Source organism: Paenibacillus sp. MAHUQ-63 (assembly GCF_028765165.1).
In the GTDB taxonomy this organism is placed as follows: Bacteria; Bacillota; Bacilli; order Paenibacillales; family NBRC-103111; genus Paenibacillus_E.
The window spans coordinates 868345-893576 of sequence record NZ_JARADB010000002.1; the positions used below are offsets into that span (position 1 = coordinate 868345).

Annotated in this window: 20 protein-coding genes; 17 read left to right on the forward strand and 3 right to left on the reverse strand. The window is 50.0% G+C overall.

Features of this window, described 5'->3' with window-relative positions; all coding sequences use genetic code 11:
* Window positions 1-109 precede the first annotated feature (109 nt).
* Window positions 110-3547, forward strand: coding sequence for a methionine synthase (metH, locus tag PUT07_RS12200; RefSeq protein WP_274468278.1), 3438 nt, complete (start codon window positions 110-112; stop codon window positions 3545-3547).
* Window positions 3548-3655: 108 nt separating this feature from the next.
* Window positions 3656-4585, forward strand: coding sequence for a ribonuclease Z (rnz, locus tag PUT07_RS12205; protein ID WP_274468279.1), 930 nt, complete (start codon window positions 3656-3658; stop codon window positions 4583-4585).
* A gap of 42 nt (window positions 4586-4627) precedes the next feature.
* Here the strand turns inward: rnz and tlp are convergent, their stop codons facing one another.
* A complete protein-coding gene (gene tlp / locus PUT07_RS12210) occupies window positions 4628-4843 on the reverse strand; it encodes a small acid-soluble spore protein Tlp (protein WP_274468290.1) in 216 nt (71 codons plus the stop codon).
* A gap of 255 nt (window positions 4844-5098) precedes the next feature.
* On the opposite strand from tlp, the gene PUT07_RS12215 reads away from it, so the two are divergent.
* From PUT07_RS12215 to PUT07_RS12250, 8 genes are all read left to right on the forward strand, one after another.
* Window positions 5099-5473, forward strand: a complete 375-nt coding sequence (locus tag PUT07_RS12215; protein WP_310190000.1) for a CidA/LrgA family protein — start codon at window positions 5099-5101, stop codon at window positions 5471-5473.
* Complete coding sequence (locus PUT07_RS12220) at window positions 5463-6152, forward strand: LrgB family protein (protein WP_274468292.1); 690 nt, start codon at window positions 5463-5465, stop codon at window positions 6150-6152. Before PUT07_RS12215 ends, PUT07_RS12220 begins: the two co-directional genes overlap by 11 nt.
* Before the next feature lie 156 nt (window positions 6153-6308).
* Window positions 6309-7079: a GNAT family N-acetyltransferase gene (locus PUT07_RS12225; RefSeq protein ID WP_274468293.1), complete on the forward strand. Its 771-nt coding sequence runs from the start codon at window positions 6309-6311 to the stop codon at window positions 7077-7079.
* A gap of 17 nt (window positions 7080-7096) precedes the next feature.
* A complete protein-coding gene (locus tag PUT07_RS12230) occupies window positions 7097-8059 on the forward strand; it encodes a lysophospholipid acyltransferase family protein (protein WP_274468295.1) in 963 nt (320 codons plus the stop codon).
* 2 nt (window positions 8060-8061) lie between these two features.
* Window positions 8062-9057, forward strand: coding sequence for a metal-dependent hydrolase (locus tag PUT07_RS12235; RefSeq protein WP_274468296.1), 996 nt, complete (start codon window positions 8062-8064; stop codon window positions 9055-9057).
* Window positions 9058-9211: 154 nt separating this feature from the next.
* Window positions 9212-9787 (forward strand): type IV pilus modification PilV family protein, encoded by a 576-nt coding sequence (locus PUT07_RS12240; protein ID WP_274468298.1) that lies wholly within the window; start codon window positions 9212-9214, stop codon window positions 9785-9787.
* Window positions 9771-10307, forward strand: a complete 537-nt coding sequence (locus PUT07_RS12245; RefSeq protein ID WP_274468299.1) for a prepilin-type N-terminal cleavage/methylation domain-containing protein — start codon at window positions 9771-9773, stop codon at window positions 10305-10307. The genes PUT07_RS12240 and PUT07_RS12245 overlap by 17 nt, the downstream gene beginning before the upstream one ends.
* 14 nt (window positions 10308-10321) lie before the next feature.
* Window positions 10322-12130: a pilus assembly PilX family protein gene (locus PUT07_RS12250; RefSeq protein ID WP_274468301.1), complete on the forward strand. Its 1809-nt coding sequence runs from the start codon at window positions 10322-10324 to the stop codon at window positions 12128-12130.
* 44 nt (window positions 12131-12174) lie between these two features.
* Here the strand turns inward: PUT07_RS12250 and PUT07_RS12255 are convergent, their stop codons facing one another.
* On the reverse strand, window positions 12175-16728 hold the full coding sequence (locus tag PUT07_RS12255; RefSeq protein ID WP_274468303.1) for a DUF5057 domain-containing protein: 4554 nt from the start codon (window positions 16726-16728) through the stop codon (window positions 12175-12177).
* Window positions 16729-17076: 348 nt separating this feature from the next.
* Between PUT07_RS12255 and PUT07_RS12260 the strand changes: the two genes are divergently transcribed.
* The 7 genes from PUT07_RS12260 to PUT07_RS12290 all read left to right on the forward strand — a co-directional run bounded on the left by PUT07_RS12260 (window position 17077) and on the right by PUT07_RS12290 (window position 24539).
* The gene (locus tag PUT07_RS12260; protein WP_274468304.1) at window positions 17077-18741 is read left to right on the forward strand and encodes a GspE/PulE family protein; all 1665 of its coding nucleotides are present in this window, start codon (window positions 17077-17079) and stop codon (window positions 18739-18741) included.
* Window positions 18742-18760: 19 nt separating this feature from the next.
* Window positions 18761-19813, forward strand: coding sequence for a type IV pilus twitching motility protein PilT (locus PUT07_RS12265; protein ID WP_274468305.1), 1053 nt, complete (start codon window positions 18761-18763; stop codon window positions 19811-19813).
* Window positions 19813-21021 (forward strand): type II secretion system F family protein, encoded by a 1209-nt coding sequence (locus tag PUT07_RS12270; RefSeq protein WP_274468306.1) that lies wholly within the window; start codon window positions 19813-19815, stop codon window positions 21019-21021. Before PUT07_RS12265 ends, PUT07_RS12270 begins: the two co-directional genes overlap by 1 nt.
* 23 nt (window positions 21022-21044) lie before the next feature.
* The gene (locus PUT07_RS12275; protein WP_274468307.1) at window positions 21045-21506 is read left to right on the forward strand and encodes a type II secretion system protein; all 462 of its coding nucleotides are present in this window, start codon (window positions 21045-21047) and stop codon (window positions 21504-21506) included.
* A 71-nt stretch (window positions 21507-21577) separates the two neighbouring features.
* Window positions 21578-22336, forward strand: coding sequence for a prepilin peptidase (locus PUT07_RS12280; RefSeq protein WP_274468308.1), 759 nt, complete (start codon window positions 21578-21580; stop codon window positions 22334-22336).
* A 15-nt stretch (window positions 22337-22351) separates the two neighbouring features.
* The gene (pilM, locus tag PUT07_RS12285; protein ID WP_274468309.1) at window positions 22352-23950 is read left to right on the forward strand and encodes a pilus assembly protein PilM; all 1599 of its coding nucleotides are present in this window, start codon (window positions 22352-22354) and stop codon (window positions 23948-23950) included.
* Complete coding sequence (locus PUT07_RS12290; RefSeq protein ID WP_274468311.1) at window positions 23934-24539, forward strand: hypothetical protein; 606 nt, start codon at window positions 23934-23936, stop codon at window positions 24537-24539. Before pilM ends, PUT07_RS12290 begins: the two co-directional genes overlap by 17 nt.
* A 64-nt stretch (window positions 24540-24603) precedes the next feature.
* Here PUT07_RS12290 and PUT07_RS12295 read toward each other — a convergent pair whose 3' ends face one another.
* Window positions 24604-25206, reverse strand: coding sequence for a nitroreductase family protein (locus PUT07_RS12295; RefSeq protein WP_274468312.1), 603 nt, complete (start codon window positions 25204-25206; stop codon window positions 24604-24606).
* Between the last annotated feature and the right edge of the window lie 26 nt (window positions 25207-25232).

Here is a 25232-nt window from a genome sequence, read left to right on the forward strand (position 1 = left end):
ATTCAAATTCTTTTCATAGTTGCTGGATTCTGTTACACTAAATCTTAACATAATTTGTCGATTTTTTATTTGCTATCGTTATGAGGATAGTTTGAAAGGGAGTCATTGCATGTCTAAACCACCGATTCAAGAGCAGCTAAAGAAAAAGATCATGATCCTCGACGGCGCCATGGGTACGATGATTCAGCAGGAAAATTTAACCGCGGAAGACTTCGGCAGTGACGATTTGGATGGCTGTAATGAGATTCTTTGCGTTACACGCCCCGATGTGATTCGTAAAATTCACGAAGCTTACTTTGCCGCAGGCGCGGATATGATAGAAACGAACACATTCGGTTCGACGAGTGTCGTGCTTGCCGAGTATGATCTGCAGGACCGTCACCGCGAGCTTAATCTGGCGGCAGCCAAGTTGGCAATTGAGGCTGCTAACAAATATTCGACACCGGAGTGGCCGCGTTATGTCGTAGGCGCGATGGGTCCGACGACCAAGACATTGTCCGTCACCGGAGGGGTTACGTTCGCAGAGCTTGAGGAAAGCTATTACCAGCAAGCCCTTGCCCTAACCGAAGCCGGGGTCGATGCGATTCTATTGGAAACTTCTCAAGATACGCTCAATGTGAAAGCAGGAAGCATCGGGATTCGCCGGGCTTTCGAGACACTCGGCGTCGAGCTGCCGATTATGATTTCGGGCACCATCGAACCGATGGGTACAACACTTGCCGGTCAAAATATCGAATCGTTCTATATTTCGCTCGAGCATTTGAAGCCGATTTCGATGGGACTTAACTGTGCGACAGGTCCTGAATTCATGAGGGATCATATCCGGACGCTGTCGGAGATCGCGGAAACGGCCATCAGTTGCTACCCTAATGCCGGGCTGCCGGATGAGAATGGCCATTATCACGAATCGCCGGAATCTCTAGCGAAGAAAATGGCGGGCTTCGCCGAACAGGGCTGGCTGAATATTGCCGGCGGCTGCTGCGGAACGACGCCGGATCACATTCGCGCCATGGCGGAGACGCTGAGCGCTTTCAAACCTAGAACCGAATACGGTACGCATTTGCCTGCGGTTTCGGGGATCGAGACGCTGTATATCGAGCCTGAGAACCGCCCGGTCATGGTCGGCGAACGGACGAATATTTCGGGTTCCCGCAAATTCAAACGCTTGATCAAGGAAGGTAAGTTCGAAGAAGGCTCTGAGATTGCCCGCAATCAAGTGAAGAACGGCGCTCATGTCATCGATATCAACTTGCAGGATACGGATATTGACGAATCTTACGCGATGGAGCAGTTTATGCAGCAGGTGGTCAAGAAGGTGAAGGTACCTTTGATGATCGACTCTACGTATGATCACATCATTGAGCTTGGTTTGAAATATTCCCAAGGGAAAGCGATCATCAACTCCATTAACCTGGAGGATGGGGAAACCAAATTCGCCGGCATTCTGCCTTTGATTCACCGTTACGGCGCCGCCGTCGTATGTATTCTCATCGATGAGCGCGGCCAGGCGGTTTCCCGCGAAGCGAAGCTCGAGGTAGCCACACGTTCCTATGAGCTGCTGACCGAGAAATACGGCATGAATCCGGAGGATATCATTTTCGACCCGAATATGTTCCCGGTCGGTTCCGGTGACCCGCAATATATCGGTTCTGCCGTAGAAACGATTGAAGGCATCAAGCTGATCAAAGAGAAGTACCCGAGAGCCAAAACGATTCTCGGCTTAAGTAATATTTCCTTCGGCTTGCCGGATGCCGGCCGCGAAGTGTTGAACTCGGTTTATTTGTACCATTGTACGAAGGCGGGTCTCGACTATGCGATCGTGAACACGGAGAAGCTGGAACGGTATGCGTCGATTCCGGAGGCGGAGCGGCAGCTGGCTGAAGAGCTGATCTATCATACGAATGACGAGACCTTGGCGAAATTTGTCGCGCATTTCCGTGAGAAGAAAGTGGAGAAGAAAGAGAAAATCTCCAACCTTTCCCTGGAAGAAAGACTCGGATCTTACGTTGTGGAAGGTACGAAGGAAGGTCTGATTCCCGATCTGGACGAAGCGCTCAAGAAATATTCGCCGCTTGAAGTCATTAACGGACCGTTGATGAAGGGGATGGAGGAAGTTGGCCGTCTCTTCAACAATAACGAGCTGATCGTAGCGGAAGTGCTGCAAAGCGCCGAGGTTATGAAAGCGTCGGTCAGTTACTTGGAACCTTTCATGGAGAAGTCGGAAACGGCGGTTAAAGGGAAAATCATCCTGGCAACGGTCAAAGGCGATGTGCACGATATCGGGAAAAATCTGGTGGAAATCATTCTCTCCAACAACGGCTACAAAATTGTTAACCTGGGGATTAAAGTACCGCCGGAGCAAATTATTGAAGCGTACCGCAAGGAACAAGCGGACGCGATCGGTTTGTCCGGATTGCTCGTGAAGTCCGCCCAACAAATGGTTGTTACGGCGCAGGACTTGCGGACAGCCGGTGTGGATGTGCCGATTCTTGTCGGCGGCGCCGCATTGACGCGGAAGTTCACCAAAACCCGCATTCAACCTGAGTATGAAGGCGTCGTGCTGTATGCGAAGGATGCGATGGACGGACTGGATATCGCCAACAAGCTAAGCGACCCTGAACAGCGGGAGCGTCTTATCCAGGAGCTGAGAGAGAGCAAGGAATCCGATGTGATGGAGGCAGGGAAGAAGGAAGACAAACTGCCGCAGCTCACTCGCGTGAGTTCGTCCGCTGTATCCAAGGATCTCCCGGTTCAAGTGCCGCAGGATACGGAACGCCATATTATGAGAGATTATCCGATCGGCCATCTCATGCCGTATGTCAACATGCAGATGCTGCTGGGGCACCACCTCGGTCTGAAAGGCAAAGTCGAGCAGCTGCTCAGCGATAAGGACACAAAGGCGATGCAGTTGAAGGATACCGTAGACTCGATTCTATATGCCGCCCAAGCGAATGGCATCATCAAGGCGCACGGCATGTACCGATTCTTCCCGGCACAGTCGCAGGGCAACGACGTCATCGTGTACGATCCGGAGGATACGAGCAAAGTGCTGGAGACGTTCACGTTCCCTCGTCAGGATAAGGAACCGTATCTCTGCCTCGCCGACTATCTCAAGTCGGTAGAAAGCGGTGAGATGGATTATGTCGGCTTCTTGCTCGTAACGGCAGGACACGGCATCAATGAGCTGGCCAAAGAGTGGCGCGATAACGGTGATTATTTGAAATCACACGCCCTTCAAGCGACTGCGCTGGAAGTGGCGGAAGGATTCGCCGAGCGGATCCATCACATTATGCGGGACGTATGGGGAATCGCCGACAGAGTCGACATGACGATGCAGGAACGCTTCGGGGCCAAATATATCGGACAGCGCTTCTCGTTCGGTTATCCGGCTTGTCCGAATCTGGAAGATCAAGCGAAGCTCTTCAACCTGCTGAAGCCTGAGGATATCGGCGTAGAGCTGACGGAGTCGTTCATGATGGAACCGGAAGCATCGGTTTCGGCGATCGTGTTCGCACACAAAGAAGCGCGTTATTTCAATGTAGGTTAACAGGATGAAGCATAAAGCGAGGCAGCTTGCACGAACACCTGTGTTCGGCGGCGTCCTCGCTTTCCGTGCTCTCATCAGCGATTATGCGAATAGATTGGAGTTTAGAACTTGGACCTCTATTTCTTGGGAACTGGGGCAGGGATGCCCTCCAAACAGCGAAATGTAACATCCATAGCCTTAAACCTGCTCGATGAGCGGGGAACATACTGGCTATTCGATTGCGGCGAAGGCACGCAGCAGCAAATCCTGAATTCTCCGGTGAAGCTGGGCAGAACCGAGAAGCTGTTCATCACGCATCTGCACGGCGACCATCTATACGGGCTGCCCGGCTTGCTGACCAGCCGCTCCTATCTGGGGGGCGATACGGCGTTAACGATGTACGGACCTCCGGGGCTGCGACGGTTCGTGGAGACGGCGCTCGAAGTGAGCGGAGCACATCTCAGTTATACGCTGGACATCGTAGAAATTCAGGAAGAAGGGCTCCTCTTCGAGGACGATACCTTCCTCGTCGAAACGGCGCGCTTGGAGCACCGAATCGAATGCTTCGGGTATCGCATTGTGGAGAAGGAACAGCCGGGCAAGCTGATGCATGAGAAGCTGACGGCGCTTGGCATACCGGCCGGTCCGATCTATGGCAAGCTCAAGCTCGGACAGTCCGTACAGCTGGAAGACGGGACTGTGCTGCACGGGGCCGATTTCCAGGGCCCGCCGATCCCGGGACGGATCGTCACGATACTCGGCGATACCCGGTACTGCAGCGGAGCACGGCTGCTAGCGCGAGGCGCCGATGTGCTGGTGCATGAGGCGACGTTCGGCATGGATAAGCAAGAACTGGCTTACTCCTTCGATCATGCGACATCGACCGATGCGGCGCGGATCGCTCAGGAAGCAGGGGCGGGCGCGCTGATCATGACGCATATCAGCTCGCGGTACCAAGGCGACGCCGTGCTCGAGCTGCTGCAGGAAGCGCAGCATCATCACCCGAACAGTCATATCGCCCGGGACTTCTGGAGTTTTGAAGTGCCGCGCAAAGGATGAAAAAAGAAGCCTCTTCCTATAATGGAAGAGGCTTCTGCCGTATTAACGGTTTTGTTCGTCTTTCTTTTCTTCGATGAATCCGTTGATGCTTTGTTTGCGGCGTTGATTTTTGGATTCGATGTCTTGCTTCTCTTGGGCTGTAATTTCGTCTGCATGCTCATCTAAATAATCTTCAGCCTCGTGCAGGTTGGCGATAGTATGATCGATTGCATTTTGCAAACGCGCTGGATTGTTCTCGCGATTGTCCGGTTTAGCCATGGTGAATGCTCCCTCCTTCCTGATGGAGTGATGATCCTGTTATACAATTCCACGACGGCAGCTATAATATTCACGGTTTGCGCATTCTTTTTCGCCAATTTCCCGCATAAACTAACGTGACGAAGGACTTAACTCCGAGGTGATGACATGGCGATTACGTGGGCGGAAATCCTGCTTTCTATCTTTATGTCCTCCATTTTTTATGTTATGTTAAGAGAAATCAGAAATGCTTATAGAGACTCCGGATAAGTCATCTTGACAGCGAGAAAAGGGGAAGGTATGCTCGGATTTGCTATATTACTCGGCTTTAATTTCATAGGTTATGTCATCCAAATGAGCCTGCACCTGCCGCTTCCCGGCAATGTGATCGGGCTCATCCTATTTACGGGGGCGTTGTTCGCCAAGCTCGTCAAGCTGTCTTGGGTGGAAGATGCGGCCGCGCTGCTCACAAGGCATATGATGCTCTTTTTTATCCCTTATACCGTCGGGATTCTCTTATTCCTTCCTATCATCGGAGCGAATTTGGTCGCGATACTAGGCGGCACCGCGGGGGCGACGGCCGTCGTTTTGCTTGTCACGGGATGGATTTCGTCCAAACTCGCGAAGGAGGGGGAGAAGTATGGCGGATAGTATCCTGCAGCACCCCTTCTTCGGTTTGACTCTCAGTGTTGTGATCTACGCTTTCGCTAATCTCATTCAAGAACGATGGCGGTTCATGCATCCGTTATTCGTATGTACGGGACTTATTATTCTTATTCTGGTCGGATTTCGAATTCCGTTCGCGTATTTTAAAGAGGGTGCGGATGTGCTGACGCTGTTGTTGGGTCCTGCAACCGTTGCTTTAGGCGTCCCTTTGTACAAATACAGGTCATTAATACGTGCGAATTTGAAAAGAGTCATGGTCAGTGTGATCAGCGGCTCCATTGTCGGGATTGGTGCAAGCGCGGCGATCGTCGGACTGCTCGGAGGAAGCCGTTCAATTGTGCTTAGCATGCTGCCCAAATCCGTCTCCTCGCCTATTGCGATTGAGATCGCGAACCGGTTAGGGGGAATTCCCGAACTCACCGCGGTTCTGACGACGATGACGGGGCTGGTGGGCAGTATGTTCGGTGTCCGGCTTTTGCAATGGTTCAAGATACAGGATGACATCTCGATCGGGATTGCGCTTGGCACGGCGGCTCACGGCATCGGGACGGCCAAGGTCATCAAAGATTCGGAGCGGCAAGGCAGCTTTGCAGGCTTATCGATGGCATTATGCGGCATTATGACTTCTATTTTCTTCATCCCTCTATATTGGTGGCTTCAGTGACCTCTGTAATATTTGCCGCTTTCCGTCTATGTGACGGGAGGCGGTTTTTTTTGTATTTTTTAAACCTTACAAAAGCTTAACAACACGAAAACGGCCCCATAATAAACCTCTGCTACCATGAGTTTGAGGATAATCCAGTGGAAAGGCGTGAGGAAGATGAACGGACCGCTTCTGAATACAGCGCCTCATCAGGCCAGGTTGACGGTTAGTCTGGCCGGCAGCGCACATGAAGTTGAGCAAGCTATGCGGCTCAGGTATCAAGTTTTCGTAGAGGAAGAGAAGAACATGCGCATGCTGAATGAGGACGGTCTTGAGCAAGATGCGTATGACCCGTATTGCGATCATCTCATCGTCAAAGATGCCGAAACCGATCAGGTCGTAGGCACTTACCGGCTTCTGCCAGGGGAGCGGGCGCTGGACGGCATCGGCTTTTATTCGGAAACAGAGTTTAATTTAGCGGCTTTCGCCGAGTATAAACGGCAGACGCTTGAGCTTGGAAGAAGCTGCATCGACCCGGCGTATCGCGGGGGTAAGGCCATCCAGCTCTTGTGGGAAGGCATTGCCGGTTATATGACGGAGCGGAATTATTCGTATTTGATCGGATGCGGCAGTGTGCACATGAGCAGTTTGGAGGACTTGAATGAAATCTACACCATGCTCGTTCATAAACAGGTTATAACCGACCGGTTCGGGATCGAGCCGCTTGCGACGCATCGTATTCAGGGACTCGCCATGCTGGATGCGATTAGTAACGAGAAAGATATTTTCCGCAAGCTGCCTCCGCTAATGAAAGGCTATCAATGGCTCGGTGCCGAAATTGGCGGGGAACCGGCTTATGATGAAGTGTTTGAGACGGTCGATTTCTTCATTATTCTTCAGAAAGACAGAGTGACCCGCCGGTATAAGCGCCATTTCTTATCTAACTAGAGGGGAGGCCGGCACCTTTGTATGATTGGATTGCCAAGCTGACTTCCAATGAACACAAGCTCGACCGTATAGAGCGAGTCCTCCGATTGTTCCCTCTGTGGATGCTGCGGGCGGCGTTGGCGCTCGCTGCTAACATCGGTTACGCGGCTCTGCGGAGCAAGCTGTTACGGCCGGTTCAGCGAAATATGGAGGAGCTGCTGGATCATGTGCCCAAGCGCGATATTCGCAAGCATGCCAGACACTATGTGCATAATGTGGTATTCACCTTGTTCGAGCTGCTCTTCATGAGCAGGCGCTTGCATGTGCTGCACAAGGATTTCGACGTGCAGGGCCAAGAGCATTTGCAGGAAGCTAAGCGCCGGTCTCAGGATCAAGGCTTCATTGTGTATACGCCGCATCTCGGCAACTTCTTCTATTACTACTGGTATCTGACGCGCCGCTACGATTGCATGACGGTCGCATCGGCGGGAAGCCCGGAGCTTCGGCCGCTTTATTTGAAATTCCAGGCAATGGGCTGCAAGGGGCTGGATTACGACAGTGTGCCTCCGCTGGAGCTGTACCGCACTTTGAAAAAGCATCTGCAGGCCGGAGGCGTCGTGTTTGTGCTTGGCGATTTCTGGCGAGCGTCCTTTCCATTATCACGGTTGTTCGGCAGATTGACGAGGACGCCTGAAGGGGCGGCCATGCTGGCTTTGGAGCTGCGCATTCCTATTGTCCCCTTCTACGGTTACAGGGTTAGAGGCTTCAAGCACAAGCTGGTATTCGGACCTCCTGTTGATCTGCCAACCGGGCAGGCAGGGCGTGGCGTACGGGCGGAATCGAATTTGCGGCTTAACGCTTTCATGGAGCGGGTCATACGTGAGCAGCCCGCCTCATGGTTTTATTGGTTTAATGTGCATGAACGCTGGGAAGAGAATCACATGGCCGTTAACGACGGAAAGACGCACGTCTACAACGAAGATAAAGGACTGGTGATTTGACAATGGATACGGGAAGCCATTTGTTATTCGGTATCACCTTGGCCGGACTTGCATGTCTGGAGCCTGTCGTCTCGCAGGACCCGAATTTGACGCATGCCATATTAGCCGGTACGCTGATCGGCTCGCACGCTCCGGACTTCGATACGTTAGCGCGGCTCAAAGGGTATACGAACTATTTGCGGGTTCATCGGGGGATTACGCATTCCTTGCCGGCGCTGTTCATCTGGCCGATCGTGCTCAGCGTGCCTCTGGCTGCTATTTTCGGCGTATGGGAGCATTGGTTAAGCTTATACCTGTGGACATTCATCGCGGTTGTCTTTCATGTGTTCCTGGATCTGTTCAATGTGTACGGTGTTCAATGCATGCGGCCATTCTCGGCAAAATGGTTTCACCTGGATACTCTTTGTCTCTATGAACCGTTCTTGTTCGCTCTGCATACGGCAGGCGTGTTCATTTGGCTGCTCGTGTGGCACGGAAGCGGCGGGCTCCATATCGGCGAAATGTTTGCCCTTATCTATGCGGCAACCTTGTTCTATATTGTTGTGCGCAGTTTGCAGCGGCAACGCTTCATCCAGTTGGTGAAGCAAGAGCTGAATCTGGAACAAGGCGTCTGTCACCTCATCCCGAGCCTAAGCTGGTTTCGCTGGCAATTCGTCATCGAGAGCGAGACGCAATTTTACTTGGGGGAAATTAGGCATGGGGACGTTGTGGTGGAAGTTGAGTACAGCAAAATCGACTATACACAAGAAAAATCCCATCCGATTGTGCAGGCTACGATGACGACGGATGGTGTTCGCGCTTTCCTGCACTTCGCGCAGCGCATCCATGTCTGCTGGACGGAGAAAACGGACGGGTATGAAGTACAGTGGCGCGATGTGCGCTTCTGGCACCAGCGCAAGCTGCCGTTCGGCGTCAACGTCCGTCTGGACCGTGACATGAACGTGATCAGCGACAAGCTTGGTTGGGATAAGAAGGCGTGGGATCCGCCTTACGTGTAAGTAAGCAGAAGCCTTGCTCCTTAGGGAGTGAGGCTTTTCGTTTCTTGTCATTTTTTGAGCAGGGGTTTCGACTTGTGATGTCGAAAATATGGTGCAATAGTCCTATTTGAAGAATAGCCACGCTTTGAAATTGACGATCTTAGGAGCACCCGGAATGAAGAAAAGAACCCCACGCGAAGAGGGCTTTACATTGATTGAAGTTTTGGCTGCAACGGTCATTTTGTCGGTGGCGGCGATGGCTATGATGGCCTTTTTCATTAACGCGATGTCCTACAATAAAGGGAATCAGAATAAGACTGTGATGGTCAATTTGGCGCGGAACGCGTTGTTTTATATGGAGAAGCAGAATTTCGGCACGGTTGAGAAATATTTCAGTCAAATCGGCGAGGCTGACGGCAACGATCCGGTTATGACGATGGACAATTGTACGCTAGCGCCGACGGGCGGGGTGAACTGTACGATTCCTGCCAAGCATGAGCTGTTGAACAGCTTCAGCGGAATAGGAAATGTACTGCGTCCGAGCGTCAATGGGATCGAGTATGAGATTACGGTTACATACCAGACTGAACTTGAAAAAGGTCATGCCGATGCTTCCGTGCCGAGCACGGAGGACCGGATGAGCAACTATTTGATACCGATCCGGGTAAGTGTGAAGACGCTTGGCGCCGTCGAAAGCTTGCGGAATCAGACGTCTGTGGAAGGATATGTGATAAATGAGAAAATTCGTTGATTTCGCGCGCGAAGAAAAAGGGCTTTCACTCGTCGAACTGATCGCCTCGTTATCCATTTTATCCTTGGTCATGGGCACGATTTATGCAGTTATTACTTTCGGCTTTACGGCGTACAACAAAGTGACAGTGGAGAATTCGCTCCGGGACGAGGCGGATATGATGATGTCTGCGGTGATGACCCAGCTGTATACCTACGGCCCGGAGTATGTATCGAATATTGCCAATGAGAACGGCATCGAGCTATCGAGGACAACGAAGCTGAACGGTACGGAAATTCCGCGCAAACAAATGAAAATTTATAATTCCGGCTTATATATCGCGGACGCTACAGCAGCTAACGGAACGGGAAAGGTAGATCACCTCCAATCCGTCCTCTTGGACGGTTCCAGCATTCAATTGGACTGCGGCAACGCCAGCGCATGCCGGGACGGACTTATCCGAATTACGCTGGTGCTGGAACAAGAGGATAAGAAGCACGTCAAGCATCAGCTGAAGATGGAAAGCAGATTCGGGTTTTGAGCGGGGTGAGAAGGATGAGAAGGTTGAAGCGGCTCAAAGAAGAACGGGGATCCGCGCTGTTAATCGTGCTGTTCATGATATTGATTTTCACGATGCTCGGACTCGCTGTACTCAGCGCAAGTATTGGCGGCGCGGTGCGAAGTGAAACGAAGCAGAAGGATGTGCAGAGCCTGCATCTGGCCGAGAAAGCGCTGAATGAGGCGGTGGCCAGAATTAAAGCGACGCTGGACGGCCGGGAGGATTTCAATCCCGAAGCGCTTGAAGCGGAGTTAACCAGTATGTTTCCGGCCATTGAAAGCAATACGGTGGAGACCGAGTTCGCAGATGAACCGGTGACGAGTGCCGAGTTGATCAAAGAAGAGAATGGCGCTCCGCCGCAAATTAAGATTACCGTAACGGCGAACATCGACGGCGTCGTGCGTAAGCTTGAGCAGCTCGTAGGGATCAACGCTTATCCGGATGTGCTGAATTATGCCGCCGGCTCGGAAGGCAATCTGATTCTGAATGGCTCGCCGTATTTTCTTGGAGGAGATTTGTATGCAGGCAAGAAGCTGCAAATTAAAAATCAAGCTGAATATATCTACAACAGCGAGAATGGCGAGATAAGTACAGCCAACGTAGGCAAATATACGTATTTGGAAGGTAAAGCTTTTGTGCAGACGCTGGATGATTTCACGTTTTGCGATGCTGGGATGAATCCCAATTGCTCGCCGGAACAGTACACGAGTATCAATGCCACGACGGATAAAGGGTTAACGACGATCCCGACCGTTCTCGGCGTTCAGAAGGATCATGTAGAGTTGAAATCCCAGGAAGACTTCGTACAGCTGAATATGGATGAGTCTTTCATCGATAAAGTGACGGAAGCGGTAAGCGGAAACGCGACGGAGCGGGCGATTATCAAAAATAATTATAACCCCAACGATCCCACGCAGCTTGAAAGCTATTTGCAAAGCCGTACGGATAGGCTGAAGCTGGCGGTCTATGATCGTATCGATGACGAAGAATATGAAACGAAGCGCGCTGCCGATATTGCCGCCATCCATGACCAAGCGGGCTTGTCCGGCGGGTCCTATTTATATAAAGGCAATTTCAATATCGGGAACGGCGGAGACTTCAACCAGCTCGTGTTCACGAAGGAAGCCAAAGCGTACCGGGAACCGATTGCGAATGGTTCAACCTATTATTCCAGCAATTGGTTCATTATTAACGGAGATTTGAATATCGATAACGAAAATTTGGATGATAAGCCCCGCGACCCGATCAAAATAAGAGGGAATATTCTGGTGACAGGGGATGCCAACATTAAAGGCGATGTGACGATGGATGCGACGATTTTCGTTCTGGGAAGCACGAATATCTTAGATGCCAGCATTAGCGGAATTACGGAAGATGGCGAAAATTACAAGGAGCTTGTTATGCTCTCAAAAGGCGAAGTGCTGATCTCCAGGGTCAATTCATTCAAAGATTTGCCAAGCGGCGGTTACGATGGTAAAAATCCGAAGAATGGAAATATTACGAGGCTCGATGCCTTCTTCTATACGGATTCCAATGCGGAATTGTATGGCGTCGGTTCTGTTTTCTGGATCAAAGGCGGATTTTTCGCCAAAGGCGACCTGACAATCAACGCGGTCAGAGGGAATACGAAAGAATCATCGGATTTAACTTCCCTATATATCGAACCCGGCCAGAGTAACATGCAAAATTCATCATCCCGATTTATTATTGAATATAACAAGGATATTTTTACTCACCAGCAATCCGCGCTCCCGCGAGTCAAGGGTATTAATTTATCCAGAGGTAAAAAGGTTTTAGTCAAATAAAAAAACATCCTTCAGTCATGGTGAACTGAAGGATGTTTTTTGCTTTAATACCGGTTGTCGTATTGCTTCTGAACAATGACACGAACGGAGTCGGAGACACTAGGGTCATCCTTATACCGCAAGGTTACGGAAATGTCTCCGACCTTCGTTCCAGTTACAACCCCGTTGTTGATGGTAACGACGTTATCATCGTACACCCACTCCAGGCGGTCTTTCAATTCCTCTCGCCATTTGACCGGGAGTACGGTCGTTTCGGACCATAAATCATAGCTGTTTTTGCTCGTGTTCAACACTAATCGAATCGGCCCTTCCGGAAGATCGATCCGGGTCAGATTTTGTGTGATCTTGATGTCTCTCGTGTCATCGATGCCGCCTACCAGCACCCTGACCTTGATTGTGCCTTTCTCGGTGCCTGTAAGCGTTACATCCTGGCTGTTCGGGCTGTTCAAAGAGGCATTCCCGGTTTCTTCAATGATAAACCATTGGAACCCGGAATGAACGGCGTCCGGCCGCTGGATGACGGCTCTCAGGTCAATAGAAGCCCCTTTGTCGACGGTAATGACGGCGTTCGGATCCGATTCGTTAGGATCGTCTTTCTTGACGATCGTGACGGCTTTGACCGGGTTATCTACGGTGATCGTAAAATCCTTGGTATAAGACACACCACGATAAACGACCGTTACTTTCCCATTCACCGTACCGGCTGACTTGCCCTCCATGTTTCTCTCCAGCTGCTTCTCCCCGGAGAAACGGACGAAATTCTCATTGGTGTCGTCTCTTTCCCATTTGACGGATGTAATCTCGTCGTGCAAGAAATTGTTGCTTACAACAAGCTGAGAAGGGACATCTCCCACATGAATCGTGATCGGGCTGTTGATGGTAATCGCCGGTTGGATAACCTGAATGTGCAGTTCATCCGTTAAGCTGCTGCCGTCTAATGCCCTTACCGTAATCGTCGCTTCGCCTTCGGCTTTGGCATGAAGTGCCGCATAGCCTTCCAGAGCGCCGCTGTTCACGCCTGAACTCGTAACTTCGATGACGTTAGCATTCGACGACTTCCATTCGAACGAAGGGTTCGTCACGTAACCAGGCGTATACTTGGCATGGAGGGTAGGCGCATCGCCAATCTCCAGGGTCGTCTCGCCCTCCAGATCCAGGGAAGTGAGGAGGGAGATTACGTTAACGACATGAGTTTGCGTATAAGTCTTAGGCTTATCGGTCTTTATCGTAAGCGTTACGGTAACCTGACCGGGACGAATACCTGTCAAACTGGCTATCGGTGTATCGGTTGCCCCGAATGCTGCGATGTTATTGTCGGATGAGCTCCACGCAATGGAGGTAATGGTTTCATCCGGCGTTTTGACCAGAACCGATTTCAGTTCGATGGGTTGATTGACGCTCGCGACATTCAGCCCGGTAATGTTCAAGCCCGGCATAATCACCGTGATCTTGGCCGTGTCTTGTACGCCGCTTCCGTCCTTGGCTACCGCTTGAATGTTCGCGACGCCAGCGGCTTTGGCCGTCACGACCCCTGTTGCATCGACGGTTGCAATCGCCTCTGCGTCGGAGGACCACGTGTAATCCGTGTCGCGGGCATAAGAAGCGTCAGCCGGCCCGAATTTCGGAATAAGCTTGGTCGTATCGCCAAGAGCGATGATTTTGTCATCCAACTGCAAGGAAGTTAGTCTGGTATAAGCTGTTATCAATCGATTCGTGAATAATACGGATTGATCGTTCGTTGTGCTGTAATCTTTGAATGTCAGTGTCGCGTCGGACAAGGCATAATCGCCGTTAGCTGCCGGTTTGACCGTAATGGCAAATGTCTTACTGTCGGCAATGTATTGATTGCCCGATCTTCTGAAAGGGATGTCCTCAATGCTGCCATCGATCGTATAGCCTGTTTGCAAGGTCCCGGATTTCGTGAAGCCTTGAGGCAATGTGACGACCTCCAGGTTCGCCGGCAGCGTTTCTTTATAATGAATCCGTTTCACCGTTAAATCATCGACATTAATCTCCGGGTTGTAATTCATGGCGATCGGTTTGATCTCATAGCTGATCGTTACATTCGTATTTTTCTCGACGCGGTCGCTCGAAACGGTTCTTACAGGTTCCAATCCGGTTGGAACAATGACTTTCACAGCAACCTGCTTCGTTTCCAGTGCGCCGCTTTTATCGGCTGTCGTGACGATGATGGTCAGATCGCCGCCTCTTCCGGAGAGCGGATTCGGGAAGGAACGAGTCACCGTCTCGCCTTTCGGCTTCTCCAGATTGGAGAGCACAGTATCCGTTTGTTCCGTATTGTTCGCATTCTTGTATGCGAATTTGATGGATGATACGGTCGTTTTGTCAGTCAAATCCAGATCGTCGGCCCTGAAGCTGACCGAAATATCGCTTTTGGCTGAAATGTAGTTCTTCGCACTGTTCGAGAACGGAGCGGGTGTCAAAATGTCCAGCGTCGGCTTATGATTGGAACCGATGAACGCCCGGTACATCGTGTTGACGAAAAGCTGCTGCTCCCAATCCGGGAAGGAGCTGTTCTTGGTCGTATTGACGAAGTTATGGCCTGTACCGGAGTAGGTCACATTGCCTTTGGAATAGGTGTAGTAATGGTTCCAGCTGTCTTCAACATCCCGCGGACTGCCATTGATGTTGTACCATGGGATGACCTTCGGATCGTTCAGATCAAGCCGGAAATACTGATCATGTGTTGTAGCGACAGCTGTCGGCCGTTCGCTGATGAAGAAAGGGAATTCCGTCAGCAAGCCTTCGTTGACTTTTACGGTGGACGTTGACGTGTTCGGTGCATTGAGCCCCATATTCGTCTTCGGCCCGATTTGTCCCGTGTCTGCCTGGAAATTCGTAATCCACGTCTGGTTACCTTGATATACGGTATCATGGGTGAACATGACCCCTTGTCCCGTAGCGATATAAGATTTGACGGCAGCTGCGGCCGTTTCCGAAATGTTGGCTGTGCCGTTATAAGAATCGTTGAAACCGAAAATGATCATGTCATATTTACTATTTAAAGTGCTGTATTCCGTGGAATTGAAAGTATTGAAATCAATGACCGAGATTTTAATCTCATAATCTTCGGACTTCAAGTAATTTTGTTTGAGGTTGGCGTCCAACAGCAAGCTGCTCGTTTTGGCAGACGATTGCGAGTTTGGAATGACCTGCAGCACATGGATCGTCGGCGGCTGATCCTGATAGCGGAAAACGCCTGCCGCATAATCCTTGAGCATGCCGGTGGTTGTCTGGTCTACAAGCTCAAGACGCCAGTAATAAAGTCCGGAGTACCCTTTCGGCAATGTAAAGCTGATCGTATTGTTCGATAAGGATGTGACCGGAACCGACTGCACTAAATGGTTGGCATCGAATTTCAGCACACTGTCGAGCCCGAGATATAGATTAGCAACCAGGTTGCGCTGGTTCAGATTGCGAACATTCGAAACATCGAATGTATACGTGAGTGTGTCGCCTGGGCGATATTTCGTGCTGCGGTTTGCAGACAACGTGTAGTCGGCCGGTTGGCTAGTAACGTTAATGCGGGGGCGCACATTCGCATACGCAAACAGATTGGTTTTCTGAATAAAAGCAGCAAAAGAGTCGATTTCACTATTATTTACAAAAATCACATTGCTTTTTGGTGTCGTTTTGTACCGGTTAAACAGGTTGTATAGATTCCCTTTTTTTTGAGTCCATCTGTCGCTATTATAGCTGTCCAAAAACCCCTGATAAATGGCGCCGCGTTTCGCTGCGTCATCACTATAGACGATAACCGGCAGACCTTTATTTATGTACTTCTCCGTAATTTCCGTCGCTTTTAGGCTTGTCATATCATTTTCCAAGAAGCGGGTATCATGGTTGCTGCCTGTCTCGGAAGTGGGGTTAAACAAGCTTTTGCCGAAGTAGACTGCGTCATATTTGCCATCGAGCTCTTCGCGCAGCGCGACAAACTTCTTGATGCTCATGGTTTCCAAGCTAATCGCCTGATTCGAACCGAATAGTTTGGAAAAATCGGAGACGACAGACCACTCATTGGCCGACTTTTCGAGATCTTTAATCTCAAGAATTTTGAACGGCTTCGTGAAATCGTTCAGAATAAACTTCTCATGGTCGCCATAGATGCTTGCGCTTGTCGTTTTGAGCGGCTTCTGGGGATCTTCCACATACACATATTTGTTATGCGTTCGGGACTTCAACGAGATCGTGCCGTCGCTATTGTAAATTAAATCATAAAATTCGGCCGAACCGATTGTGCCGGCATTAGGTACGATTGCGCTATCGTCGCTGCCTCCCGAGTTGACATATTTCCCGTTCGAGAGCGCTTCGATCGCGTAACTGCCATTGCTTTGCTCGATGAGCTGAAAGAGTTCGCTGGACCCCGGCGTCTCGCTATTCGCTTTCAAAGCTCCATTATCGCTGTTTCCGGCAGGTGAGACGTATTGCTGCGTATACTTGGATTTCAACGCGATGGTCATCGAGTCGCCGGCGGCGGCTAAAACCGGTTTCGCCGGACTGCCTGCCAAAGAGCAGACGGACACTAGCAGTGTGGTGATCAGGGTTATACTGATCTTTTTTTGTATGGCGGATAACATAAGTCCCTCCTCCTTTATAGTAAATACACAAGCCTATCATATGAGACTATTGTACTACCTTTGTGCCTATGAAATATACAGTTTGCGTCCATTATAACGTAAATATTTTAAGAAAGATTAAGGAATCTTGACGAAAAATACATAATTTTTCATGATTTTTTTGAGAGGACTTTATGGACGGTGAACAGAATTTGTAGACTAGTGAACATTTGTTGTATGAAACGACAATATTCGATAAGATCATATACTAAAGTGCTGCCTATTGTTGTATAATGTTTTTTGTCTTCGTTGAAATTAGGTATTTAGTCCTACATTTTTTCCTTAAAATGGGTTTGGAGTTGATCTGGCATGGCTCTGGTTAGAAAAAGATTGGGAGACTTATTGGTAGAAAGCGGGATTATTTCCGACGCTCAACTGCAGGAAGCTCTCAAAGAACAAGGTAAGACTAAACAGAAGCTGGGGGACCTGCTGATTACGCAAGGTTATATTACGGAGCAGCAATTAATTGAGGTTCTTGAATTTCAACTCGGCATTCCTCACGTCAGTTTATTCAAATATCAAATAGATCCGGAAATTACGAAAATCATTCCGGAAAGCATGGCGAGGCGCTATCAAGCCATTCCGCTTCATAAAGAAGGCGGCAAGCTGATGGTGGCCATGGCCGATCCTCTGGACTATTTCGCTATAGAAGAAATGCGCATGAGCACCGGCTACCGCATCGAGCCGGCGATTACGAGCAGGGATGAATTACAGCGGGCCATTGCCCGTCATTATGGACTTCAGGATTCCATGAGCCAAATGATGACGGATATGCCTACAACAGAAGATATTAAGGAAACGGAAATTACGGATGAGGATTCTCCGATCGTGCGGCTCGTCAATCAGATGATTCAGCAAGCCGTTCAATTGAAAGTCTCCGATATTCACGTCGACCCCGGTGAGACGAATCTAGTCATTCGATACCGGGTGGATGGGCATTTACGAACGGAGCGGATGATTCCGAAGCAAATGCAAGGCTTCATAACGGCGCGGTTGAAAATTATGGCCAAGCTGAACATCGCCGAGCGCAGGCTGCCGCAGGACGGCCGGATCAAAATGCAGGTGGACTACAAACACGTCGACATTCGGGTCTCATCGCTGCCGACCATTCACGGGGAGAAGATCGTACTGCGGCTGCTCGATTTATCAACAGGCGTTAAGCCGATCGAGCAGCTCGGGTTCGGGGAACGCAATATGCGCGCATTCCGCGAGATGATCGAGCAGCCTTACGGCATTCTGCTCATCACCGGACCGACCGGTAGCGGGAAGACGACTACGCTGTATTCCGCTCTCAGCCATTTGAACCAGGAAAATGCCAACATTATTACGATTGAGGATCCGGTCGAGTACCAGTTGGAAGGGATCAATCAAGTGCATGTGAATCCTACGATCGGACTTACCTTTGCTGCCGGCCTTCGTTCCATTCTGAGGCAGGATCCGAATATCGTGATGGTCGGCGAGATCCGGGACTCGGAAACGGCTGAGATTGCAATTCGCGCTTCATTGACAGGTCATCTCGTTCTTTCGACCTTACATACCAACGATTCCGTTAGCACGATCACGCGGTTTCGGGACATGGGCGTAGAGCCGTACTTGATCGCTTCGTCTTTGATTGGTGTCGTTGCCCAGCGCTTGGTGCGCCGAATATGCCACGAGTGCAAAGTTGCGTACACGCCTACAGAGCAGGAACAGATCTTCATGAGTAACAGAGGCATCCATGTCGATAAGCTGCATAAAGGACAGGGCTGCGGCAACTGCAACCGAACAGGGTACCGCGGTAGATTGGCTATTCACGAAGTTCTGGCGGTGAACGATGCCATGCGCCAACTCATCAGCAATAAGGCATCCGTACAAGAGATGAGAGCGGCGGCTGTGCAGGATGGACTCATTCAACTGATGGATGATGGCGTTCAGAAAGTAAAGCAAGGCATCACATCCTTGCAAGAAGTCATTAGAGAAACAGTTGCTTACTAAATGGGAAGGAGGAAGGGAAATGTCAAATTCGTTAGATCGGATCGTCAATTTGCTGCGAACGGCCCATGAATCGAAGGCGTCCGACTTACATCTATCCGTAGGTTCGCCGCCTGTTCTTCGCGTACACGGAACACTGCAGCCTGTCGGGAGTGAGCTCCTTCAAGCGGAAGACACCCGAGCCATGGCGGAAGCTTTGCTTAGCCCGGAACAAATCGAACGATTCCAGCAAGCCGGTGAATTGGACTTTTCATATGAGCTGGAGGGCTGTTCGCGATATCGGATTAACGCGTACCGCCAAAGAGGCCGTGTAAGTGTAGCGATCCGTACGATCCCAACCAAGATTCCGTCGCTGGAACTGCTTGGACTGCCGAATGTAATCCGTTCGTTAGCGTTGAAGCCACAAGGACTCGTGCTTGTAACCGGACCTACGGGCAGCGGTAAATCTTCTACGCTAGCGGCTATGATCGATTACATCAACCGCAAAGAGAAGAAACATATCGTTACGCTCGAAGATCCTATCGAATTCCTGCATACGCATGCTTCCTCCATTATCGATCAGCGGGAAGTCGGCAGCGATACGAAGTCGTTCTCCAACGGTTTGAGAGCCGCGCTGCGTCAAGACCCGGATGTGATCCTGGTCGGTGAGATGCGGGACCTGGAAACGATCTCCGCGGCTGTGACCGCTGCCGAAACCGGCCACTTGGTCTTTGCGACCTTGCATACGACGGATGCGCCGCAGACGATTGACCGTATCATCGATGCATTCCCGGCACATCAGCAGGGCCAAATCCGGGTTCAGTTAGCGGCCGTCTTGGTCGGCGTCATTTCGCAGCGGTTGTTTCCGAAGCCAGGCGGCATAGGGCGGACATGTGCGACAGAAATCATGATTAATACGCCGGCCGTCGGCAACCTGATTCGTTCGGAGAAAATCCACCAGATCAAGAGCATCATGCAAACCGGACGCAGCTTGGGCATGCATACGCTGGACATGTCGATTAAGGAAATGATGCAGCAGGGGCTCATCGATCCAATAGCAGCAAGAGCTTATCTTGCTGAGGGCGGTGTGATGTAATGTCCGAATTTCTGTATGAAGTACGAAGCAGCGGCGGCAAACAGCTCAAGGGGAAAATATTGGCATCGGACAAGTCAACTGCCGTGGAGGAGCTTCGGAGAAAGGGTTATGTCGTTCTTTCGTTAAAAGAAGAGCAGTTCAAAGCGCTGAAAACGGAGATTTACATCGGCAATCCTGTCAAAACGATCCATTTCATCGTGTACTGCCGGCAGTTTGCGACTTTGATCAGGGCCGGTGTGAACATTGTGGAAGCGACGACGATTTTGGCGGCGCAGACCGAGAGCAAGCCGCTGCGGAAGGCGCTTGTGCAGGTGGCTTCGAGTATTTCGAAGGGCGTTTCTTTTTCGAGTTCGATTTCGGAGCATAAGAAGATTTTTCCTCCGATGTTCGTGAACATGATCCGTGCCGGCGAAGAGACCGGCGACTTGGAAGGGACGTTGGAGCGCCTTGCGAAGTTTTTCGAGAAGGAGCATGTGACGCGTGAGAAGATTAAGTCGGCGATGACGTATCCGGCGACGGTGGCTGGATTGTCGGTGGTTGCAGTTATCTATCTGTTGAAGTCTGTTGTGCCGCAGTTTGTCACTACTTTTGAGTCTTTGCATGCGGAATTGCCTTGGATTACGAGAGCTGTACTTTCTTTGAGTAATAGTATTCAGCATCAGTGGTTTTTATGGTTTGCAGGACTACTAGCAATAATTATTGTATATCAAGTAGCAAAGAGATTTGAGTCTGGTGCTTACGCAATTGATATCATGAAGTTAAAGATACCTATCTTTGGGAAGTTGAAGCAGAAAGGCTCGATCGCCCTTATGACAAGAACATTGTCTTCACTGTATTCAAGCTCTGTACCGGTGCTACAGTCCCTGGACATTGTTGAAGAAGTTGTTGGTAACAAGGTTATTGGGAGATACATTCGTAAATCTGCTGATTCATTACGCCAAGGAAGTCCTCTCAGTGAACCGTTAAAGCAATCGTGGGTTTTTCCTCCGTTAGTTACACAAATGATCTCAATTGGAGAAGAAACCGGTTCTTTAGACCAAATGCTTGAGAAAATAGCAGATTTCTATGAGATGGATGTTGAGAACACTGTTGACCGATTAAAGTCTTTGTTGGAACCGCTATTGTTAGTTCTTCTAGCAGGGCTTGTCGGATCAATTGTTGCTGCTATTATGCTACCTATGTTTAGTATGTACTCAAACTTAGGTTGATTTTTATTTTAGGAGGAAAGATTATGTTGATTAAAATGATGAACCGACTGAAAAAAGAGGAAAAAGGATTTACGTTAATTGAGTTGCTTGCAGTAATTGTCATCTTAGCTGTTATTGCAGCTATTGCTGTTCCTTATATTTTGGGAGTAATTAACAAATCAAAAGATGATGCAGATGTCGCTACTGCTCGCCAATTGTATGATGCTGCTAAGCTTTATGTAACTGCTGAAAAAGGTGGAGTATTTAAAAACGTAACAATAACCTTATCAGATTTAAAAACAGGTAAATATATTGAGAATGATATCATGTTACCAAGCACTAAAGAACCGTTAAGCAGTGCTTCAATAGTTTTTAAAAATGATGATTCAGGTGAACTAACTTCAGTGAAAATAGAAACTACAACTTTGGCAAAGGAGTATACTGGTCCCAATGTTCTAAAGAGCAGTGCCACAGGAGCAACAGTTTCAATTAAACCCACTACTTAATACCCAACCCCCAAAAAGGAATCGGTCCATTCCGATTCCTTTTTTAAAACCAAAGAAAGCGACCCAACCAAATGACAATCCTAATCGGCGTTTATGTGTTCATCATTGGTCTTGTACTCGGATCGTTCTTCAACGTCGTCGCGCTGCGCATACCGGCCAAACAATCGGTCGTCAAACCGCCCTCGGCATGTCCCAGCTGCGGAACACAGCTGAAATCCCGAGATCTGATCCCGGTGATCAGTTATTTTGCAGCCAAAGGGCAGTGCAGATACTGCAGCACCAACGTTTCACCCTTATATCCTTTAGGCGAGCTTGCAACAGGATTATTATTCGTATGGGCCTACGTCCGCTTCGGGTTCACGGCGGAAACTCTAGTTGCACTTACATTAGTCAGTCTTCTCGTCATCGTCACCGTTTCCGATTTAACTTCAATGCTGATTCCTAACAAAGTTTTAATGTTTTTCTTTCCGGTCTTAGCCGTTTTACGCATCGTGTTCCCCGGCGAACAGGCTTGGTGGAGTTACGTACTAGGCGCAATTGCAGGCGGCGGAATTGTAATAGTGATTGCCCTTCTTTCACGCGGCGGTATGGGGATGGGAGATGCCAAGCTCCTGGCAGTCTGTGGCGCAGTCCTGGGCTTATCTCATATTTTGATCGCATTCGTTTTAGCATGTATGATGGGCAGTCTCATCGGAGGCTTGCTGCTTCTGTTAAAAATCATCCAGAGAAAACAACCGATACCGTTCGGCCCTTCATTGGCGATGGGCATACTTCTTTCCTATGGATATGGTTCGGATTTGATACAGGCTTACCTAACATTACTCGGATAGCAGGGTGTGATAATTATGTTCGGCTTCGTTTCCAAGCGAATCGGGATTACAGTAGACCAGACAGGGGTCCGTTACGTATCGGTCAAAAAGAAAAAAGCATGGGAAATAGGCGCAAGCGGCTTTCTTCCCATCCCGCCAGGGATCATCGTTGAGGATCAGATCGTCAACAGCGATTCCTTGAGTCTGCAAGTCAAACAATGGGTGAAAGCGGAGAAACTGAGAGGAGCTTCCGCCACGATCACCATACCGACCTCGCAGATCATTATTCGTAAAATGCGCATCCCGAGCATCAAGCCTCAGGAGCTACGACAGCTCGTGGAGCTTGAGGTGGAGACGGCGCTTCGTCTGCCATTTGAAGACCCTGTCTACGACTACATTAAGGTAAGCCATGACGATGAAAGCACGCTGGTTCTCGTATTTGCGGCACCGAAGAAGCTGATCATGAGCTATGTCAAAGTGTTCGAAGATGCCGGCGTGCACGTGAAAGCGGCGGAAATCTCAGCGACGGCGTTGGCACGGGCGATTTCGTCCCAGCAGGAGGAATTTTTTGAAGAATCCATGCTCGTGTCTTTGGATCGGGGTTCGTTGGAAGTGTATATGCTGCAAAACGGAAATCCGATTTTCATGCGCACGATTTCACTTGTAGAACAAGGTACCGCCGAACAGGACGAGCTAACGCCTGACCAAACCGGGGAGATCATCGCGGAAATCTCAAGAATGCTGAGCTTTTACCAGTACAGTATTCAAGAGGGGAACAGCCGTATCGCCCACATTATCGTGACAGGGGCCAACAGCGGCAGGAAGCAGCTTCATGCCGATCTGCAGCAAGCGCTGCCGGAGCTGAAGGTGGAAACCGTCGATTTCGATCAGTATGCTGCCGGCAAAACCAAAGATTTCAGCGCGAATGCTTTTCGTATCGCCATCGGCGTTTCATTGTTCAACAAGCACAAAGCGCAAATCAATCTGCTCCCGCATCGGAAGACCGAGACGAAGATCAAAGTGCTATTGTATCTACTGGCCATTGTGGCATGGGGGGCTTGCGCGGGCTTAATCGGCTGGACGTATTGGGAGAATCAGCAAACCATCACGCAGAATACGGCGCGACTGGCGGCGCTGAATAAGGAGAAGGCGGCGGCAGAGGCGAAAATAACAGCTAAGCCGGCTTCGCAAGGCGATCCTTCGGCGTTCATCACGTTAACGAGAGCGAATCGTAAGGACGTCATCCAGATGCTGGGGGAAATTAAGAAGCCACTGCCTGTAACCGCCCAAATCAACTCGATCGCTTATACGGCCGAATCGCAAATAACGTTAACGGTCAATTTCGCCAAAATGGAAGACGCAGCGCGCTATTTATTTGACCTTCGCAGATTGACGTTCGGGGAGAATACGCTCATGCAGTCCATCACTGAAACGGCAAGCGGCAGCCCTGGCGGCAATACTGCGGTAACCGTCGATCCGGCGAATCCGGCAGCAGCGAACCCGACACCGGCAGCGAAGCAGTACACGGTGAATTACACGATCTCGTTTAAGAAAGCGGCAGCTGCGAAAGATACAGGCACGAAGACGACAACACAGGCGAAAGAGGAGGAGCTACTCAATGTCCAGCAAAAATAATACGCAGACCCTCCTGTTGTTCCTTGCCGTCATAATGTTTTTGGCGCTATTCGCTTTCTACTATTTCCTGCAGGTTCCTTCAACGGAGAAAGTGCAGTCCCAGCAGAATGAAATCGTCATGGTGGAGAAACAAGTCCAGCTGCTTAACAAAAAGTTGAGCGAAAAGAAGGAAGAGCCCGGCCCATCAATAGAGGAGATTCAAGCGGCTCTGCCATTGTGGGATAATACGGAGCAGCTTACGCTGGATCTCGATAAGATCAAAACGGAAACGAAGGTTACTTTCAACTCCATTGCCTATGCGGTAAGCGATAAAGGCATGCAGACGCAGCAGGGAGACACGGCGAATAAGAGTGCTTTCCCGAATGTAAGGGAAGTGAAAGTAACGACGTCTGTAGGCGGAACTTATCAGGAAGTGACGGACGCCATCACCCAATTGCAGGCGCTGCCGCGTTTGATAAACGTAGAAACAGTGAATTTCGGCACCCTGCCGAAAGATCTGACGCGGAAGCTGACCGTTAATCTGACGTTTACCGCCTATTTCGATCCTTCGTACAAATCCAAAGTAGACAAAGTTGCGCTTCCCTATTGAAAGTAAAAGAACACCTCGATCCTATCATCGGTTAGATGAGGACGAGGTGTTCTTTGGTTGCGAATTATAGGGATTGGCCGAAAGTACCCTCATAGACAAATTCGCTTACCGGACGTCTCGGGGACGGGACTTCACGCTCTTGGAAGCGCTCAGGCAATGCGTCTACAGGTCCGCGATGGCCGATAGCGATCACGGCATGCGTCTGATAATCGTCCGGAATTTGCAGCGTTTCACGGGCCAGTTGATGATCGAATCCGCCCATGGCATGTGTGATTAAGCCTTGGTTGTTCGCTTCGAGTGCCAAGTATCCCCATGCGGTGCCGGCATCGAAGGCGTGGCTTGGGGAGTCGCCGCCTTTCGGCGTTTTGGTATAAGAGACGAGCAGTGCCAGAACGGGCGCTTTCTCGCACCATTCCAGGTTGGCCGGCACGATGAAACGATGGAACTTGGCGCGCTGCTCTTCCGTACGGGCGACAATGAAATGCCATGGCTGCAAATTGCTGCCGGAGGGTGCCCAGCGTGCCGCTTCAAACAAGCTGAGGAGCACATCTTCGGGAACTTCTTGATTGGTGAAAGAACGCGGAGACCAGCGGGTAAGGAACTGCGGGTTGATTTCGTGGTCCGGCTGGCGATGGGTTTCGACTTCGTTCGGTAAAGAAGCTGTCATTATGAACTCCTCCTTAGGATTGGGTT

Bases quoted from the DNA above. Each gene is read 5' to 3' on its own strand.
- PUT07_RS12280 (WP_274468308.1), top strand. From the start codon at position 21,578: ATGACAATCCTAATCGGCGTTTATGTGTTCATCATTGGTCTTGTACTC.
- PUT07_RS12245 (WP_274468299.1), top strand. From the start codon at position 9,771: ATGAGAAAATTCGTTGATTTCGCGCGCGAAGAAAAAGGGCTTTCACTC.
- PUT07_RS12265 (WP_274468305.1), top strand. From the start codon at position 18,761: ATGTCAAATTCGTTAGATCGGATCGTCAATTTGCTGCGAACGGCCCAT.
- metH (WP_274468278.1), top strand. From the start codon at position 110: ATGTCTAAACCACCGATTCAAGAGCAGCTAAAGAAAAAGATCATGATC.
- PUT07_RS12275 (WP_274468307.1), top strand. From the start codon at position 21,045: ATGTTGATTAAAATGATGAACCGACTGAAAAAAGAGGAAAAAGGATTT.
- tlp (WP_274468290.1), bottom strand. From the start codon at position 4,843: ATGGCTAAACCGGACAATCGCGAGAACAATCCAGCGCGTTTGCAAAAT.
- PUT07_RS12255 (WP_274468303.1), bottom strand. From the start codon at position 16,728: ATGTTATCCGCCATACAAAAAAAGATCAGTATAACCCTGATCACCACA.
- PUT07_RS12220 (WP_274468292.1), top strand. From the start codon at position 5,463: ATGGCGGATAGTATCCTGCAGCACCCCTTCTTCGGTTTGACTCTCAGT.
- PUT07_RS12290 (WP_274468311.1), top strand. From the start codon at position 23,934: ATGTCCAGCAAAAATAATACGCAGACCCTCCTGTTGTTCCTTGCCGTC.
- pilM (WP_274468309.1), top strand. From the start codon at position 22,352: ATGTTCGGCTTCGTTTCCAAGCGAATCGGGATTACAGTAGACCAGACA.
- PUT07_RS12240 (WP_274468298.1), top strand. From the start codon at position 9,212: ATGAAGAAAAGAACCCCACGCGAAGAGGGCTTTACATTGATTGAAGTT.
- PUT07_RS12250 (WP_274468301.1), top strand. From the start codon at position 10,322: ATGAGAAGGTTGAAGCGGCTCAAAGAAGAACGGGGATCCGCGCTGTTA.
- PUT07_RS12235 (WP_274468296.1), top strand. From the start codon at position 8,062: ATGGATACGGGAAGCCATTTGTTATTCGGTATCACCTTGGCCGGACTT.
- PUT07_RS12225 (WP_274468293.1), top strand. From the start codon at position 6,309: ATGAACGGACCGCTTCTGAATACAGCGCCTCATCAGGCCAGGTTGACG.
- PUT07_RS12270 (WP_274468306.1), top strand. From the start codon at position 19,813: ATGTCCGAATTTCTGTATGAAGTACGAAGCAGCGGCGGCAAACAGCTC.
- PUT07_RS12295 (WP_274468312.1), bottom strand. From the start codon at position 25,206: ATGACAGCTTCTTTACCGAACGAAGTCGAAACCCATCGCCAGCCGGAC.
- PUT07_RS12260 (WP_274468304.1), top strand. From the start codon at position 17,077: ATGGCTCTGGTTAGAAAAAGATTGGGAGACTTATTGGTAGAAAGCGGG.